General features: G+C 67.8%; 13 protein-coding genes. 10 read left to right on the top strand and 3 right to left on the bottom strand.

The features are described from left to right. Window positions 1–118: 118 nt before the first annotated feature. Window positions 119–1,036 (bottom strand): LysR family transcriptional regulator, encoded by a 918-nt coding sequence (locus ACRX5W_RS26675; RefSeq protein ID WP_436790871.1) that lies wholly within the window; start codon window positions 1,034–1,036, stop codon window positions 119–121. A 277-nt stretch (window positions 1,037–1,313) separates the two neighbouring features. Next, window positions 1,314–1,871, bottom strand: coding sequence for a nuclear transport factor 2 family protein (locus tag ACRX5W_RS26670; RefSeq protein WP_436790870.1), 558 nt, complete (start codon window positions 1,869–1,871; stop codon window positions 1,314–1,316). Between the two features lie 645 nt (window positions 1,872–2,516). On the opposite strand from ACRX5W_RS26670, the gene ACRX5W_RS26665 reads away from it, so the two are divergent. Together ACRX5W_RS26665 and ACRX5W_RS26660 are read left to right on the top strand one after the other, a co-directional pair. After that, complete coding sequence (locus ACRX5W_RS26665; protein ID WP_436790869.1) at window positions 2,517–4,205, top strand: N-acyl-D-amino-acid deacylase family protein; 1,689 nt, start codon at window positions 2,517–2,519, stop codon at window positions 4,203–4,205. Between the two features lie 134 nt (window positions 4,206–4,339). Continuing rightward, the gene (locus ACRX5W_RS26660) at window positions 4,340–5,296 is read left to right on the top strand and encodes a TauD/TfdA dioxygenase family protein (RefSeq protein WP_436790868.1); all 957 of its coding nucleotides are present in this window, start codon (window positions 4,340–4,342) and stop codon (window positions 5,294–5,296) included. Between the two features lie 843 nt (window positions 5,297–6,139). Here ACRX5W_RS26660 and ACRX5W_RS26655 read toward each other — a convergent pair. Continuing rightward, on the bottom strand, window positions 6,140–7,102 hold the full coding sequence (locus tag ACRX5W_RS26655; protein ID WP_436790867.1) for a LysR family transcriptional regulator: 963 nt from the start codon (window positions 7,100–7,102) through the stop codon (window positions 6,140–6,142). A 571-nt stretch (window positions 7,103–7,673) separates the two neighbouring features. Between ACRX5W_RS26655 and ACRX5W_RS26650 the strand changes: the two genes are divergently transcribed. From ACRX5W_RS26650 to ACRX5W_RS26615, 8 genes are all read left to right on the top strand, one after another. Beyond that, entirely contained in the window at window positions 7,674–9,095 is a 1,422-nt protein-coding gene (locus tag ACRX5W_RS26650; RefSeq protein WP_436790866.1) for a GH39 family glycosyl hydrolase, read from the top strand. 717 nt (window positions 9,096–9,812) lie between these two features. Then, window positions 9,813–12,509, top strand: coding sequence for a hypothetical protein (locus tag ACRX5W_RS26645; protein WP_436790865.1), 2,697 nt, complete (start codon window positions 9,813–9,815; stop codon window positions 12,507–12,509). 153 nt (window positions 12,510–12,662) lie between these two features. Continuing rightward, window positions 12,663–12,965, top strand: coding sequence for a hypothetical protein (locus tag ACRX5W_RS26640; RefSeq protein WP_436790864.1), 303 nt, complete (start codon window positions 12,663–12,665; stop codon window positions 12,963–12,965). A gap of 96 nt (window positions 12,966–13,061) precedes the next feature. Further along, a complete protein-coding gene (locus ACRX5W_RS26635; protein WP_436790863.1) occupies window positions 13,062–14,372 on the top strand; it encodes a hypothetical protein in 1,311 nt (436 codons plus the stop codon). Continuing rightward, window positions 14,269–15,198 (top strand): hypothetical protein, encoded by a 930-nt coding sequence (locus ACRX5W_RS26630; RefSeq protein WP_436790862.1) that lies wholly within the window; start codon window positions 14,269–14,271, stop codon window positions 15,196–15,198. Before ACRX5W_RS26635 ends, ACRX5W_RS26630 begins: the two co-directional genes overlap by 104 nt. Before the next feature lie 614 nt (window positions 15,199–15,812). Then, complete coding sequence (locus tag ACRX5W_RS26625) at window positions 15,813–16,784, top strand: LacI family DNA-binding transcriptional regulator (RefSeq protein WP_436790861.1); 972 nt, start codon at window positions 15,813–15,815, stop codon at window positions 16,782–16,784. A 293-nt stretch (window positions 16,785–17,077) separates the two neighbouring features. Then, a complete protein-coding gene (locus ACRX5W_RS26620) occupies window positions 17,078–17,305 on the top strand; it encodes a DUF2945 domain-containing protein (RefSeq protein ID WP_436790860.1) in 228 nt (75 codons plus the stop codon). Then, complete coding sequence (locus ACRX5W_RS26615) at window positions 17,302–17,643, top strand: DUF3140 domain-containing protein (RefSeq protein ID WP_436790859.1); 342 nt, start codon at window positions 17,302–17,304, stop codon at window positions 17,641–17,643. The genes ACRX5W_RS26620 and ACRX5W_RS26615 overlap by 4 nt, the downstream gene beginning before the upstream one ends. Window positions 17,644–17,974: the final 331 nt, after the last annotated feature.

Raw genomic sequence — 17,974 nt, 5'->3', positions numbered from 1 at the left:
TCGCGTGCGGTTGCCCTTCCGCCAAACCGACGAATCGGCTACAGGACAGCCGTTGGACGTCCGTCAGTCGGTGAGCCGGACCCGACGGAGGAACCACCCCGCATCCGCCATGTCGCGGTCACGTGGCGGGATACCACCGCCCGTCTGCGACGGCCGACTTGACCTCGCGGGTCACCTGCCGCGCGACGGCCACGGTGGAGGCAGACGCGTGGCGGGCCCGCGGAGTACCCAGCACGATGGATCGGTGTATCTCCGGCTCGGATACGGGTGCGGCGCTGACCAGGCCGACGGCGAGGTCGGCGGCGACGGCCACCCCGGGGAGAACGGCCCAACCGTGCCCGGCAAGAACGAACTGCCTGAGTATGGGGAGGTAGTTGGACTCGGCGACGACGTCGAGGTGGGTTCCGGCTTGGGCGGCCGCCGTGTCGATCAGCGTTCGGAGTGCGTGGCCCGCGGCAGGCAGGCCAAGAGGGCGTTCGGCGAGTCTCATGACAGGGATCGGCTGGTCGGGCCGCAGGCGGTCGCTCAGCGGTGCTGCGACCCACAGCTTCTCGATGATCAGAGTGGTGGGGTGCATCAACACGATGTGGTGCACGCTGTCCAGCAGGCTCACGTCCAGGTGCCCGTCGTCCATCCACTGCTGGAGCTGACCGGAGTGCCCGGTGACGACGCGGAGGTCGATGTCGGGGTACTCGAAGGTGACAGCGGTCAACAACCGTTCGCCCAACACGTCGGCGGTGCTGTCCAGGAGGCCGACAGCCACCGTGCCGGTCAGCACACCGGTCGGCCGCAGCAGGTTCCGGGCGCGCTTCAGCTCCTCCAGCACGCGACGGGCGTGGTGCACCATGACCAGCCCGGCTTCGGTCGGCCGCATGCCCTGCCAGGTACGCTCGAACAGGGTGACGCCGAGCTCCTTCTCCAGGCCGATGATGCGCTGGGTGACGGCGGGCTGCGCCAGCCCCAGGAGCTCGGCGGCCCTGGTGACGCTGCCCGCGTCAGCCACCGTGATGAGGGCAGTGAGTTGCTTGAAATCCAATGCCCTTTCGCCTCGTCTCGGCCATCACTTGCCGTGGATCTGTTTGCGGCCGCCATTGCGCATTGCACCCGCGTCAGCGTGATCACACCGGACTCGGTCAGCGGCCTCGCGTCCGCAGCGCTGTCGCATCCGCTGTCAGGAGCAAGAGCCTCCACCCAGCGCCGCTCTTCCGCCGCTCGCCGGGCCTGAGACGACCAGGCGCCGAACCCAACGAGCCGATGGACTCCGCTGGACCATCCGCTCCGCCCCCATCGAGAGGAACGCGCGGCCTACATCCTCACCACCGTTGAACGGGCGTTGACTCCAGGCCCAGGGGTCGTGCGTATGAGGGGTCCTTCTTGTCCCACGTGCCCTTGATGAAGCCGGCGAACGCCCCGGACGTGAGCAGCGAGGTGTCGCCGGTCAACGTCCACTCGAGGGTGCAGCGGCGCAGCACGATCTTCCAGGTGCCGTTGCGGCGTTCGAGGCGGTCCAGGTAGCGGCTGCCGATGAGGTGGACGCTCTTGCCGTCGCGGGCGCGCATGGCGCCGATGACGTAGCTCTCGCAGTGGGCTTCGTCGCCGTCGATCTCGCACGTGTGGGTGGTGATGTTGTGCAGGTGGTCGATGAACACCGATGAGTGCGCCTGGTTGGCGTACTCGCCGTACTCAGGTCCCGGCTTGACGACGGGGCCGTGCTCGTCGGTTCCGTCGTCGTGGTACACGCTCGCCATCAGCTCGACGTCGTGGCGGTCGTGGCCGCGCGACTGCTTCATGACGCAGTCGAGGATGGCCATGCGATCTGCCACATAGCGAAGTTCGCGGCGGAGCTCGTGCAACTCGTCCTCAATGGACACGACGGTCCCTTTCTCGTGGTGGTGGGCAGTGCCGGCAGCCTGTGACCGGGATCGGAAGTTGTGTCTTCGACCGGTCTGTTCGTCAGTGACAATTCGGGGGCTGTCCCTGAGTCCGCGTCGGATGGTGCCTGCCGATGACTCCGGCTGTCCCTCGCACCCTCGGCGGCCGATGTCGTCCCCGGACTGTCACAGTGGTGCCGGGGTCGTTCATCCCAGGTGACGCTGCCCTTCGGTGTGGGGTTGTTCGCCGACCAGGGGATCAAGTGTGTGAACGGGGATCGTCGGCGAAGGTGGGAAGTGTGGCAAGCCTCGTATCAACGTACCCCCGTGCTGTACACGGGTACAAGACGCTTGAGACGGCGTTCGGCTGTGCGCTCCTGAGGAGCGGCGTCTGACGTGCGCCTTGATTGACGACGGAAGCAGCAGATCGTCGCAGGCACACCGCATGCTTCAGTACGCCGCGCGATCCGGAAAACGGTTGGGTCGACAGGCTTGACGCAAGGCTGAGGTGGACGGTCGGCCACCCGCTCCTCGGCCTGGGCGCAGGGTCTTGCGCCGCATTTCACGCGGTGTTAACTTGATGCTGTACGCGTGTACAAGATCGCGGCCCTGCTACTGCACGCACCTCGCGAAGTAGGTATATCCATGACTGCTCAGTACGATCTCGTCATTCGCGGTGGCACCGTCGCCGACGGCCTCGGATCACCCCTTGTCGAAGCTGATGTCGCCGTATCGGACGGGCGCATTGCCGAGGTGGGGAAGGTGAAATCCGCCGGCGCCGAGGAAATAGATGCGCGAGGATTGCTCGTCACCCCGGGTTTCGTCGACATTCACACGCACTTCGACGGCCAGGCGACCTGGGACGAGCGCCTTCTGCCGTCAAGTTGGCACGGTGTGACCACCGTTGTCACCGGCAACTGCGGAGTCGGTTTCGCGCCCGTGCGCCCTGGCGACCAGGACGTACTCATCGAGCTCATGGAAGGCATCGAGGACATCCCCGGGACCGCCCTCCACGACGGCCTGGAGTGGAACTGGGAAAGTTTCGGCGAATACCTCGATGTCCTGGGATCCCGCTCCTGGGACGTCGATGTCTGCGCCCAGTTGCCCCACGCTCCGCTGCGGGTGTACGTCATGGGCGACAGGGCCCGCCGTCTGGAGTATGCGACGCCCGACGACATCGCTCGAATGCGCGAGATCACCCGCGACGCCATGCGGGCCGGCGCGATAGGTTTCTCGACCTCGCGCCTGATCTCCCACAAGTCGATCAAGGGTGACCCGACTCCGTCCTATCGCGCGCACGAGGACGAACTGACCGGCATTGCCATGGGTGTCAAGGACGCCGGACGCGGTGTGCTGCAACTGATCTCGGACTTCTACCCCGACGAGCGCGCCGCGGAATACGCGATGATCGAGCGAATCCTGCGCACTTCGGGCCGGCCGATGTCCATCTCGATCACCCAGTTCCACGATGACCCCGACGGATGGCGCGAGCACATGGCAATGATCGCCAGGTGCCGTGCCCAGGGGCTCGAATTGCGTGCCCAGGTGGCCCCTCGCCCCGTCGGAGGAATCATGGGGCTGACAACCACTGCACACCCCTTCAAGGGGCTGCCGTCCTTCAAGGCCGTAGCAGGAAAAACGCCGGCCGACCAAGTCGCTGCGATGCGCAATCCCGAATTCCGTTCACGGGTGCTCGAAGAGGCGGCGACGAACCCCAGCATGGTTACGCCTTCACGGCTTTTCCCGATCGGCGATCAGGTCGACTACGGTCGCGATCCTGAAAAATCCGTCGCCAAAATCGCGCAGCGAGAAGGCCGTGACCCCAACGAGGTGATCTACGACCTCCTCATGGAGAAGGACGGCAACGCGCTGCTGTTCTGGGCCATCCTGAACTACTACGACCACGACTACAGCGCGATCCGCGACATGCTGACCGATCCCGCCTCGGTGATCGCGCTGGGCGACGCGGGCGCACACGTCGGTGCGGTGGTCGATGCCACGTTCCAGACCACCTCGTTGCAGCACTGGGGCGATGAGCTGGGGGTCTCCGAAGTCGTCCGCCTGCAGACCTCCGCCACCGCCGCAACCGTCGGGCTCCACGACCGCGGTGTCATCGCCCCGGGCAAGCGCGCGGACCTGAACGTGATCGACATGGACGCGCTCTCCGTCAGTCCGCCCTACCTCGTCAACGACCTGCCCTCGGGGGCGAAACGACTGATGCAGCGCGCCGACGGATATGTCGCGACGACGGTCGCCGGCATACCGACCTACCGTGACGGCGAGTTCACCGGCGCACTGCCCGGAAAACTTGTCAGGGGACCTCAATCGGCGTGACGTTCCCGCCGCAGATCCCTTCGTAAAATTCCAACCGGGACCGCGGTGACGGTTCCGCCGCAAAACCCGACCGCCCTGTCGGCGCAATTCACCAACCGGGCTCGCAGGGGCCTCGAAACGGAGAGACGGCGCAGATGACCATACAGGTCAAGCCTATTGACGGTTCCAATGGTATCGGCTGTGAGGTTCACGGCCTTACGTTCGAGGCATTGGACGACAGCCGGACGCGCAGCGAACTCGTCCGCCTGTGGGTCGAGCACGGAGTCATCGTCTTCAGGGGCGTGGAAGGGGCGGAGTTCCAACTGCAACTCAGCCGTGTCTTCGGCGACGTGCAGGCCCACCCCATGGACGACCAGACCAGCGGAAACAAGCACAAGGAGATCGTTCGGCTCACCTACGACCCGAACGACGCGGACGCCTGCGAAATCGACGGAAAAGCGCTCGTCGGCTGGCTGCCGTGGCACATGGACATGATCTACCTGGACAAGGTGAGCCGAGGCGCCGTCCTTCGCCCGGTCGTGCTGCCCGACGAAGGCGGCCGGACGGGATTCATCGACAAGATCAAGCTCTACGAAAAGCTGAACGCGGATGCCAGAGAGAAAGTCGACGGGCTCTCGGTCGTCTACCACATGGACATCGACTTCGACAACCTGAAGTTCGCGCGACCCAAGACACTCAAAGTCACCAGCCGTTCGACGCTGTTCCAGGATCTCATCACGAAACGCGACCAAGGCCTGTTTCCACGTGTCGAGCATCCGCTCGTCTACCGCCAGAAGGAAACCGGCCGACCGGTGCTGAACTTCTCGCCCTACTTCGCCCAGGAAATCCGAGGTCTCCCCAAGCCGGAAGGGGACGCGATCCTCGGTTCGCTGGGAGACTTGTGCCTCGATCCCGCCAACGCCTACTACCACGAGTGGAAGTTCGGCGACATGGTCCTCTGGGACAACTGGCGCATGCTCCACTGCGCCACCGGTATCTCGGCCGACGCTGTTCGAATCATGGAGCGCACGCAGATTCTGGGCGATTACGGACTCGGTCGCCTCGAGTCGGACGGCGAGGCAATCCGCGACGAAATGCGGGTGACGGTGTAAGAGGGGGTCGACCGCTTCCACAGCGCGATCGCATGAACCGTGCATGCCATGCATCCGGTCATGCCCATGGTGATTTCCCGATCGCGAGTCAGCCAACCCGCGGGCACTGCGGCGATGTCGGTGCGGGACAGGTTGTCGAAGGTTTTCCGCGATGGCATTTCGCCGACTGGTTCCCGTAACACGGGCCCGGGGTCTGGCCCCGGGCGCGGTTGGAGTTGGTGTCGGTGCTGCTGGTCGGCCCGCAGGTGCCGCAGGCTCGGGAATTCGGCTGCGGAGCCGGCCAACAGGACGGCGGCCCGTCCCGGCCGCCGACGATGGCGGAACTGATTCACACGGCCAGGGCCAGGGTGTCAAGTGGCATGCGCCGCTTGATGCCCGGCACCTGCTTGCCGTCGTCCTACCCGTGCCGGCCGCCCCGCTCGGTCGCCTGTGGCACTCCGGCTGTCGGACGCACACGCGCTGGGAGTCGCCTCACGGCCCCACCAGCGCGCTCGTGCGCACGCAGGCGGCGGGGATCTCCTCCCAACGGCCCTCGACGTACCACCGGCGCCAGAAAGTGGCGCACCTTCTGGTATGGCGGCAAGTCCTGGGGAAGCCGCGCCGGACACAGCCTGCGCGCACCCAATACACCAACGCGTCGATGAGCTCAGAAGAGTTTGCTTGGCTGGACAGCCACCGGGCTGCAGCGGCGGCACCACCGCCCACTCGACATCGGTCAGGTCCGTCGGATACATCGGCCGCCCAGCCATCCCTTCCTCCCCCACCAGCGCCGGCAATGCCAATTGGCTTTCCGACAGGGGGACTTCGCCCTCCAGGCCACCGTGGCATCCGCACTGCCGTTGGTCATGTCGGCAACGGGCGCGGATCAGTCTTGGGGTGGGGGGTGTGGTAGTGCGGGTGCCAGTGTCCTTCGCGCATCGCTGTTCTGCTCAGGCGGACGAGGGTGGCGGTGACGACGCGTACGGCGGAGGGTGTGCGGGCGGAGGGTTGTCTCGCGACGACGAGGGAGCGCCGTATATCGGGTTCGCACAGGGGAGCGGCGCTGAGCGATCCGTCGGCGAGGTCCTCCGTTACGGCCACGCCGGGCAGGACGGTCCAGCCGAGGCCGGCGAGGACAAGTCGCTTTTGCATGTGCAGGGAGTTGGTCTCGACGACGGTGTCGATGGCGACGTCGGCGGTCGCTGCGGCGTGGTCGATCAGGGTACGTAGTGCGTGGCCGGACGAGGGCAGCACGAGGGGCTGTCGCGCGGCGTGCGCGAAAGGTACCGGAGTGTCCGGCCGGAGTCCGGCTGTGGGTGGCGCGACGGCCCAGAGGTTGTCGCGGACGACGGGGTGGCTGTTGATGGCGGGGGTGTTGTGGGCGCTGTCGAGCAGGGTCACGTCGAGGTCGCCGTTGTCAAGCCATTCTTCGAGGTGATCGGAGGACGCGACCGTCAGGCGCAGATCGATGCCGGGGTGGTTCCGGCGGAGTGCCGCGACGAGGAGCGGGCCGAGCAGGTGGGCGGTGCTCTCCAGTAGGCCGACGGCCACGGTGCCGGTCACGTCGTCGGGGTGTGGTTGGACGGACATCAGGGTGTGCTTGAGGTCGTCGAAGATGCGGCGTGCGCGGTCGGCCATGATCTCCCCGGCCGCGGTGAGGCGCATGCCCTGCCTGCTGCGCTCGAACAGGATCACACCGATCTCGTCCTCAAGGGTGCGGATCTGCCTGGTGACGGCGGGTTGGACCAGGTCGAGGATCTCGGCGGCGCGGGTCACACTGCCGACTTCGGCCACGGTGATCAGCGCCTTGAGCTGTTTGAGTTCCACCAGGTCTCCCCTGACGGTCGGGTGAAGCCTCACACGGGATCGATCATTGTCATCAGTCGTCGTGATTGCTCCGGAGCTCAGTCGCGACCGTCGCCTCGGTTCTGCTGGGGCAAGGAGCGCCCGGTCATCATTCTGAATGATGGAAACATGAGTTTCAATTCTGCACTCGGAAATATTGATCCGCGGAATGTGCGCTTCCTACCATCACGGTCACCGGGGCAAGAAACGAAACCTGGCGCGCACGTAACCCGTGCGACCGGCCGGGCTCGGCCGGCGGCGGCACGACGGCGCGCCGGCATCACGCCCGTTCGCGGGCGCGGTTCCGGTGGTCCGGTCCGCGTCCTCCTCCGCTGCTGTGTGAAACCCCGAGTTCTTCCCCTGGGAACGGCCCCTCGGGCCGCCCGACGAAACGAGGTGGTTTTCCGGCATGCAGACACTGACGGTCAAACGTCCGACGAAACGGTTGCTATGGGCCGGGGCACTCGCCGGCTTGTTGGCCCCGCTATCGGTCCCGGTCGGAGCGGCTCACGCGGTTGAGTCACCCGCATCACCGGCTCCGGCGAGCGTGTCCGTGGACTTCGGTGCGCGGCAGGGGGAACTACCGCGGCCGGAGAAGTACAACAACTTCGGCAACGCGGCGGCGTGGCCCCAGCAGCGTGCCGACGACGTGGCGTACCTGAACGAACAGGGCCTACACGGCGAGGTCTACCGCGTCTGGCTCAGCAACGCCAACGCCCCTGGCACGAACGTGTTCGACACGTGCGAACTCGCGACCCAGACCTGTGACTTCTCGGCGGTGGACGCCTACCTCACCCAGGCGAGCTCGGTGTCTGATTCCCTTCTGGTGAACCTCAGCCCGTCGGCGTTCGTCCGAGGCCGGCGCCCGCTCGCGGAGCTGCGGCCGATGCTGGAGCTGATCCTGCGGAATTTGAAGGAGAAGTACCCGGACGTCAAGTACGTCGAGGCCTTCAACGAGCCCGACTGGCAGTTCCACGGCCAGGAGCGCAGGGCGGGACGCCCGGCCGACCAGACGACCCTGCAACCCGGCGACCTGTACCGCTTCTACGCGCCGTTTTACGAGGCGGTCGGCGACGTCAACAAGAACGTGCGGCGCGGTGACCGGATCCAGGTGGGCGGGCCGGCGCTGATGTGGATGGACCCGAAGTGGATGGAGCCGTTCCTCGACGACTTCGCCGCCGACCGCAATCCCCGCAAGCGCCTCGACTTCATCTCCTACCACGCCTACCTGTCCTGGGACGACAAGTACCAGACACCGACGCGGTACGTCAGCGACCTCAGCGCGGTGGCCTCACAGCGGCGGACACTGGCCGGGTGGCTGAAGCAGCGCCGCCTCGACACGGATCTGCCGGCCTTCATCACCGAGACCGGCATCTACCCCGGCCCGTCGTTCGACGACACCGACCCGAGGAACGACTACGTCCGGCAGGCGGCCGCCATGGCCACCTACAGCTACCTGTACGCGAATCAGCCCGACACGTACATGTTCAACTGGTGCGTCCGGCACTTCGCGGAGGAACGAAAAGACCAGTTCGTCACCCGCACCCCCGACGGACCGCTCACCGACACCTTCACGCCCTACGGCAACATGCTCCTGATGCAGTCCAGGATGAAGGACACACGCGTCTCCGCCGTCTCGGACAACCTCGAAGGCGACAACGGCATCTATGCAACCGCGTCGAAGGACCGCACCGGCGCATCGCTGATGGTCTGGAACTGGCAGCACGTCAACGACACCAGCTACCGCACGACCGTCGACATGACCCGCCTGCCCTCCGAACTGCGGCACGGCCCGGTCCGCCGACAGCTCTTCCGGATCGACCAGACCACCAGCAACTACTTCACCGACCCGACCAAAGCGGATCTCCAACTCGTCGACGACAAGATCGTCAAGCCGGGAAAGACCTACACCGAGACAATCGACCTCGCCCCGAACGCGATCTACCTGATCCTCCTCGAACCCGTGCGACGCTGACCGACGCGCCCTCACGCACACCCCCGAGGAGCCCCCGCGTTGTGGGTCCCGCCGCACCGGCGACGGGACCCACAACGCGGTATGAGCACGGCCCGCTCACGGCGGGCGCCCGCACACGCTGCCTTGGCGCCCGCAGCGGCCCCGGACCGGTTTTGGCAAGCCCCCGTTCCTGCGGAAACCGCAGATCGCCCGATGTGTCCCCGCATCCGTGGGTCGCTCGGAAAATGTTTTTCACGGAGCGAGCGAAGTAATTTCGTCCACGCGGCACGCATGCGCACCGTCAATTCAATAACCGCCTGAATCGGAACCTGCCGGAACTGTTCCGGGAAACACAACCCAAAAACGAATGCCGGCGGCAAACAGGCGACCGCTCCCGTGTTCGCGCGCGTCCTGTGGACTCGTCCCGCCCGGTCCCGCGCCCTGGTCCCGCACGGACATCTCGTCGTTTCATCCTTCTCCACCGGCATGGCCGCAGCCCCGCAATTATTCTCATCAATCCAAGTGATGAGGCCATGAGTTCAGATTGTGGATTGTCCGCGATTGATATGCAGGGCTCGCCTTCCCTACGCTCGCGGCACCAATTGGCGTTGCTGCGGCGAACAGCGGCAGTGTTTCGGCGTGATCGTCGACCCGTCGAAGGCCGCCGAAAATAGCGAAGGGGGTTTCGTGTTCTCCGATCGATCAGCGAGAGGTGTGCGCACACGATGGCGTGTTGCCGTGCGACCGCGCGTGATCTCGTGCGGCACGCGTTTCGGCAACCCGCACGCCCAGGCGGAGATCCCTCCGCCGCAGGTGCGTGCGGCCGGCACCAGAGCCGCGCAGTTCCGCGCGCGGCTGATCGCTCTGCTCGTTCTGGTCCTCGCGGCGGGAACGCTGTCGTGGCCGTCCGCCGATGCCGCGGATTCGGCTGACGCGGACCGGCGGCCTCCGGGGCCTGCGGTGACCGTCGGTACGGCCACCGGCAGTTACCGTCCCGGACTGACCGAGGCCGGCCTGGTCTCGCTCACCGCACTGGGTGAGGCGCGGTTGTGGCTGGGGCTGGTCGACAAGCGGGACAAGGGCGCGCGGTTCGACGTGCAGGTCGAGCTGCTGAACAACGGCACGCCGGTGGCGACCGGGACGCGCCGCTGTGTCGGCGACCTGAGCCCGGACGCCGACCGCGCACGTGAAATCGCGTTCCCCTGGGATGAGTTCGCGGTACCGGTGCTGAAGGCGGGGGACGTACTCGCGCTCCGCGTGTCGGCCCGGATCGGCACCGGCGAGGACGGCAGGAAGTGCAAGGGCGCGGACACGGCCTCCGGCTTGCGCCTGTACCACGACTCGCCTAACCGTGCGTCCGGCCTGTCCGCGACGATCACGCCCGACCCGGCGGTGGACCTGTTCCTGCAGTCGGATGGCACCCCGTGCCGTACGTGGCCCGGCGCTCACCGCCACTCGCTCACCGAGACCCGCCCGACGGACCGCTGGGCGGCGTGCAAGGACTCCGGTGATCTGCGGTTCTCGCGCGGCAACGCCTGGTCCCAGGTCGGCACATGGGACCTGCCGGCGCAGTGCGCCTGCGCGGAACAGCTCCTGCCCGATGTGCGGAACAACCCGCCCGCGCCCAAGCCCGAAAACATAGAGGTCACCGAACTGCCACTGCCGCCGGTGACCGCCGACAACGCACCGGGCGGCTGCACACCGGCGCTCAACCCCCGCGGCACCGGATGCATGAGCCAACGCGGGGGCCTGGAGTCCGGCGGTTTCCTGCCCGATGGCAAGCACGTCACCGCCGTGGTCACCTTCACCGGGGCGCCTGCCGCCCCGGATCCGGCGAGCATCTACACCGGCGACCAGCTGATCATCGTCAAGACCGACGGCACCACATTCCCGGGCGGCGACGCATGGAAGTGCGTCACCTGCGGCGTTCCCCCCGAGAACGCCCAAGGAGTGACCGCCGCACCGGAACACCCCTTCCCCCTGGCGGACGGCAAACGCGTCACGGTCGGCACGGAGATCGTCGACTGCGGCCCCCACCAGATCGCCGACGCGGCGTGCACCCCGGACCAGGTGCACATCGTTCCGATCCGATGGAACACCACACCGGACGGCTCCGGGCCCGGCGGACCCATCCGCGAACCGCGCATGCACCCGGACGGCGTGCACTACGGCTTCAACGCCTTCACCTCCATCAACGGCAAACTCGGCCAGTACGCCTACATCGGCCGCCTGGTGTACAATCCCGCACCGACTACCGGCACGCCGCTCGCACCGCGCTACGACCTGGTCAACGTCGTCCGGCTGTTCGACCCCGACCCGGCCCAGCAGCTGTGGCGGGTCAACCCGGACAACCCCAACGAGCTGGACTACAACCCCGACGCGATCACCGTCGGCGAGCTGCGCGGCTTCTCCGCCGACGGCCGCGAGGTCTTCTACATCGGCGCCCCGCTGGAGTCGTCCAACATCGACGTCTTCGCCGCGGATCTGACCACCGGCAAGGTGCGCCGCCTCACCGGCAACCCCGAGTACGTCGACCCGGTCACCGCCTCGCCCGACGACCGTTGGATCGTCGCGCTGGACACCCGCGGCTCGGACCGGCAGATGTTCCTCGCCGGCATGCGCGCCGTCCCGCCGGTCACCGACATGGTCAGCACCAGCGTCACCTCGTCGACGCGCAACAACGGCAGCCGCAGGTTCTTCCAGCCGATCCTGATCGACCGGTACGGCGACCGCGGCTCCTACCAAGGCCAGCAACTCAACGCCGCGGGCGACGGCAGCCCCGGAGCGGTCAACGACCCCAACTGGAACGGCCGCGCCGACGCCATGTGGTCACCCGACGGCACCGCCGTCGTCTACTGGCAGGCCCTGGTCACCTCGCCCGCGTGCGGCGGGAACAACCCGCTGCCCTGCCCGGTGTCCACCGCGGACGGCGGCCGTGATTCGCGGATGATGATCGCCCGCCTGACCGACCGCAAGCCGGTACCGCCGCGCCCGGTGACCCCGATCGCGGACACCGTCCCGTGGGGCGTCCCCTACGAGGTTGGCACCCCGCCGCCAGCCCGGCCGTACATCCCACAGGGCACCTACACCCTCAAGGGCGACAAGTTCGGCAGCGCGCAGGTCACCATCACCGAGAACGCCGCCCGCACCGCCATCAGCACCGTCGCCGTCAGCTACACGAACTACTCCGACGACGGCTACCACGTCCTCAACGGCACCGAAAGCGTCACCACCAACAACCCCTCCCCGACGCTCAACAAGATCGACTGGTACTCCGACCTGGTCCAGACCGGCTGCGTCGACGCCACCAAGAAGACCAGCCCCGACGGCTTCCACCTCACCATCGACGTGCTGAGGAACCAGTTCAACGCCACCGGCACCCTCACCACCACCGTCGACGGACACACCTACACCCAACCCGCCAACGGAACCTGACCCCACACCACTCCGCGGGCCGCGGCACGAGCCGGCCGACCTCGGTCGACGACCACCGCACGAGGACGGAGCCCCCAAGCTCCCGCCCGCCGAGTGCGGTGGCAGCCGAGTCCGTGCGCCGGATTCCTGTGGCCTCGGGCACACCGCAGAACCTTGCCCCGAGCTGTCCGTCGAGGTGGCGTACACAAGCGCGACCTCTACATCGCGCTGGCCGATCGGTGGCTGCCGAACCTGCTCCCCGAGGTCTCGGCCGCCGTGGTGAGCGGCATGGAGGCCATGGCCGCGTCCGGTGCGACCATGGCCACCGCCGAGGAGCACGACGTCCCCGAGGGCCTGTCGGACCTGCTCGACCCGAACACCTCCATCGCCGACTATGTATGGCTTCCCGTCCGCTTCGACGGCGACATGCCGGTCCTCGACTGGCACGACGAGTGGCGTGTCGAGGATTTCGACTGACGAGCCTCGCGGCGCACGCGTGACCCGAGCTTCGCGAGGCGACCGCCTGAACACACCTCCGCAGCCAACTACGCCGCCCGACCGAAGCGAGCCACCGTGACCATTCCTCCTCTGTCGACCGAGCCGATCGACCGTGAAGCCGTCGTGCGCCGCCACACCGTCGAGCTGACGCAGCCGGACCCCGCGGCCGTACTCACCGTCGGGAACGGCGACTTCGCCTACACCGCCGTCATCACCGGCATGCAGACCTTCGCGACGTTCCACGACCAGGGTGCGGCGATGACCGAGAAGCGTCTGGTGGTCAACACGGCGACGATGGCGACGTGGGGCTGGCACGAGATGCCCAACCCGGACGGGTTCCGCCTCGCCGACGCGATGTCCACGTACGAGACCGCGCGCGGCCCGGTGGAGTACCCGGACAGGTTCGACATCGCGGGAGCCTTCGGCGGCGACGTCGCCGACGAATTCCGCGCGGGCACCTGGCTGCACGTCAACCCCCAGCGCCTCGACCTGGGCCGTATCGGCCTCGACCTGCGCCCGGCGATCGGCGCGGCGCGCGAGACCGGACCCGACGCGCTCGCCGACACGCGTCAGCGCCTCGACCTGTGGACCGGGACGATCACCAGCGAATTCACCTACGCAGGGCGGCAGGTGCGCGTCACCACGGTCGCCGATCCCCACCATTCGCGGGTCGCGTTCCGCATCGAGTCCGACCTGCTGGCCGCCGGCCTGGCCCGCGTCGCCGTGCGCTTCCCCTACGCGAGCGACGGGTTCTGCCAGACCGCGGACTGGACCGCGCCGGGCAAGCACACCACCTCCCTCGAAGCCCGCGACGAACGGTCGTGCCGGCTCGCCCGGTCCTTGGACGACACCACCTACTCGCTGCAACTGAACTGGACCCAGGGACGCATCGGCCCGGCGGACAAGTCACACACGTTCCTCCTGACCACGTCCGGGAACACCCTCGACATCGTCGCGACCTTCCACCCCCGGCGATGGCCCCTCCATCCCCAACTCCGGCTTCGACGAGGTCTGTTCCGCCACCGAGGCGTGGTGGCGCGACATCTGGACGTCGGGTGCGGCCGTCGACTTCGCGGGCAGCAGCGATCCGCGCGCCGCGGAGCTGGAGCGCCGGGTCGTGCTCTCCCAGTACCTGACCGCGGTGAACTGCTCCGGCACGATGCCCCCGCCGGAGACGGGTCTGACCACCAACTCCTGGCAGGGCAAGTTCCATCTGGAGATGCACTGGTGGCACGCCGCGCACTTCCCCGCATGGGGCCGCCCCGAGCTGCTCGAACGCAGCATGGACTGGTACCTGTCCATCCTCGACACCGCACGCGCCACCGCCCGCCGCCAGCGATACGCCGGCGCGCGGTGGCCCAAGCACGTCGGCCCCGACGGCCGTGAAAGCCCCCGCGACATCGGCGCCCTGCTGATCTGGCAGCAACCGCACCCGCTGTACCTCCTGGAGCTGCTGTACCGCGCACGCAGCGAAGCCGACCGCGACAAACTCGTCGCCCGCTTCGCCGAACTCGTGGACGAGACTGTCCTGTTCATGGCGTCGTTCGTCGAACAACGGGACGGTTCCCACCACCTGCCGGCGCCCGTGATGCCCGCCCAGGAGTTCTACGACGCCCGGACCACCGAGGACCCGACCTTCGAACTCGCGTACTGGTGGTGGGGGTTGGAGATCGCGCAACGGTGGCGCGAGCGCTCCGGACGCGCCCGGCACGGCGACTGGCAGCTGATCCAGGACGGCCTGACCACACCACACCAGCAGCACGGCCGATACACCGCCATCGCGACGGAACCGTACCTGCGCCGCGACGACCACCCGGCGCTGCTGTGCGCGCTCGGCGTCGTCCCCGCGACACCGCTCATCGACCCGGCCGCCATGGAAGCCACCCTGCTCGACGTGCGCGACAACTGGGCCTGGCACACCGCTTGGGCCTGGGACTTCCCGGTCATGGCCATGACCGCCGCCCGCGTCGGCCGTCCCGACCTCGCCGTCGACGCACTGCTCACGGACACCCCCAAGAACCACTACATCGCCACCGGGCACAGCCCCCAGATCGGCAGCCTCCTGCCCCTGTACCTCCCCACCAACGGCAGCCTGCTCGCGGCCGTGTCCCTCATGGCCGCCGGGTGGGACGACGCGGACACCGATGCCCCGGGCTTCCCCAAGGACGGCAGTTGGACCGTGCGTCATGAAGGCTTCACCAAGTGGCCGTAGATGCACGACAGTTCCATGGCCGCGCATCAACACGAGCCCACGGAGGGTCATGAATCCCGCCCCCGCAGCCTTTCCCGACGTCCCGATCCGTGACCCGTTCCTGCTCGTGACGACGAACCCTCCCGGCTACGTTCTGTTCGGCACCACCGATCCCAACCCCTGGAACGGGCCGGGCACCGGCTTCGGCTGCTGGACCAGCAAGGATTTGGCCGACTGGCACGGACCACTCCCGGCGTGTCCTGCACCAACCCAACGAGACGCCCTACGAACGCGCGATCATACGTTCCCTTCGGGAAGAGGCAGGAGCGCTCCGGCTCGAAGCCCCGACTCGTTGACCCCTGCGAGACTTGCGCATCCCATCAACGTCACACCGTCGTCTGCGCTGTGCTGGTGGTGCGCGGGGGCACGAGGCCGACCGGCGGTGTCACCTCTGCTTCGCGACGCGGTCCCGGTCCCGGTCCCACAGGACGATGCCGTCGTTGCGCAGATGGCAGCCCGGCGACCGGAGTCCGACCGGACGGTTCCGACCCCCGCCGAACACGGATGGCGCAGCGTCTTATCCTGTGCCGATCCGACAGTCGCCACCACCGACACCTGTGAGGGCACGAACCGTCATGACACGTCCCAAGCGCCCCACAAGCACCGATGTCGCCAGGGCCGCCGGCGTGTCGCAGACGACCGTCAGCTTCGTCCTCAACAACCGCCCGGGCCAGTCGATCCCCGAGGAGACCCGGCAGCGCGTTCTGGAGGCCGCCCGGCGACTGGACTACCGGCCGCACGCGTCCGCCCGGACGCTGGCGCGCGGGCGCAGCGACATCGCGCTGCTCGCCGTACCCGACCTGCCCATCGGCGCGAGCATCAGCCGCTTCGTCGAAGGCCTCGCCGCCGCGCTCTCCGAGCACGGCCTCACCCTGGTCACCCACCTCGCGGGCGGACACCGACGACCGCTGACGGACGTCTGCGCCGAAATCGGCGCCTCGGCCGTGATCGGCTTCGAAGCGTTCGACGACGACACCGCGCAAGCCCTGCGCCGAGCGGGCGCCGACGTCGTGATCCCCTCCTCGCGCGAGCGTTCGGCGACGGCACCGATCGGACAGTTCCAGGCGCAACACCTCATCGAGCGCGGCCACCGCCGTATCGGCTACGCCCTGCCCCGGCACCCCAACCTGCACCGCATGGCCGAGGAGCGCCTGGGCGGGGTGGCCGAAGCGTGCGCGGCCGCCGGACTCGCACCACCGGTCGTGCGCAGCACCGACCTTGAGGCGACCACCGCCGCCGAAGCCGTGGTCGGCTGGGTCGCGGAATCCGTGACCGGCGTCTGCGCCTTCAACGACGAAACCGCGACAGCGGTCCTCGCGGGCATGCGCGAACACAGCCTCACAGCGCCCGCCGACATCGCCGTCATCGGCGTCGACGACATCCCCACCGCGCGACTGGCCAACCCACCCCTGACCACGATCAGCTTCGACTTCGACGAAGTCGTCCGCCGCCGCGCCGACATGGTCGTGGCGGGCCTCGCCGGCCGCGAACCCCCAAGCGCCGCCGTTCTGTTCAATCCCCGGCTCGTCCAGCGCGCGTCCACCTGACACGGCATCCACAGAGCCGGGAGCAACACGGCGTGGGAGCTGCCGGGGCGTGACCGCTCCCCTGGGAACGACCGGTCACGCCGCGAAGTCGGCCTCGTACGCAAGGTTGAGGACGCCGGAAGGCTGCGTGGCGGGTCGCGCGGCAGGGTGTTGTGATGAAAAAGCGGCACTTGGTCGGATTGCGTCGGCTGCGCAGGGACACCGGATTCGAACGCCGTTCCGCCTTTTCTCGGGCCGGCCGCCCGCATCCGCAAGCCGCTCGACACAACCGCCGACAGGACCGGGAGCAGGACGTGGCCAGGACAACGAGGTTCCGCAAGGGCGACAAGGTCTCCTGGCGGAGTCACGGAAAGAACGTCACCGGCGTCATCAAGCGCCTGATCACCGAGCGAACACACGCGGCCGGTCGCACAGTCGACGCCTCGGCGCGGGATCCGCAGTACGAGGTGCGCAGCGAGAAGACCGGCCGGTCCGCCGTACACAGACCCGGAGCGCTGCGCAAGAAGCGCGGAAAATCATGACCGGCGACCGGGACGACGAACGCGACGATGTCATCGACCGGTTCCACCGGGCCGTCAACATGAGCCCGACCGCCTTGGAGAAATGGCTGGGCACCGAAGAGTCCCGAAGCGTCGGCCAGAAGACGGACGGCGGCGAAAGCGTCGGACACGCGTCGGGCCGCCGCATCGTCGACCTCCTGCGCACGAAGAACGCCGACCTCGGCACCGACGACGTCGCCCATATGCGCAAAGTCGTCGGCTACGTGAACCGGCACCTGAAACAGCGCCCCGAAGGGGACGTCACCGCGACGCGCTGGCGCTACTCGCTCATGAACTGGGGGCACGACCCGCTGGCCTGATCATGATGTCGGCTTGGGACGCTGTGCACGGCTCCGCTGGTCTTCACAGGAGTTCGGCGCCGTCCAGCGCCACGCACGGCGTCGCCGTCGGAGACGTCGCACCATACGGACGGCCGCCCCCGCTGCCGGGCCGGGCGGGTGCGACACGCCCGCTGCCGACATCCCGACGACACCGACGCGGCGGACTCAGCACCCTCTGGTTGGTTCCTGCGTGCCCGCTCGGCATGACGAATCGTGGCGCCGGTCATCTCGGGCCGAGCGAATCGTCTGGTGTCATCCCAACTTTCCGTGGCCACACGTCGAGGGGCCCTGGTGCCGGACGGCACCAGGG

Source organism: Yinghuangia sp. YIM S10712, assembly GCF_051388935.1.
Taxonomy (GTDB): domain Bacteria; phylum Actinomycetota; class Actinomycetes; order Streptomycetales; family Streptomycetaceae; genus Yinghuangia.
This window is presented reverse-complemented; position numbering and strand designations above follow the sequence as displayed.

Coding starts and splice junctions, on each gene's coding strand:
- ACRX5W_RS26615 (WP_436790859.1), top strand. CDS start 17,302: ATGACCGGCGACCGGGACGACGAACGCGACGATGTCATCGACCGGTTC.
- ACRX5W_RS26630 (WP_436790862.1), top strand. CDS start 14,269: ATGGACTGGTACCTGTCCATCCTCGACACCGCACGCGCCACCGCCCGC.
- ACRX5W_RS26625 (WP_436790861.1), top strand. CDS start 15,813: ATGACACGTCCCAAGCGCCCCACAAGCACCGATGTCGCCAGGGCCGCC.
- ACRX5W_RS26660 (WP_436790868.1), top strand. CDS start 4,340: ATGACCATACAGGTCAAGCCTATTGACGGTTCCAATGGTATCGGCTGT.
- ACRX5W_RS26665 (WP_436790869.1), top strand. CDS start 2,517: ATGACTGCTCAGTACGATCTCGTCATTCGCGGTGGCACCGTCGCCGAC.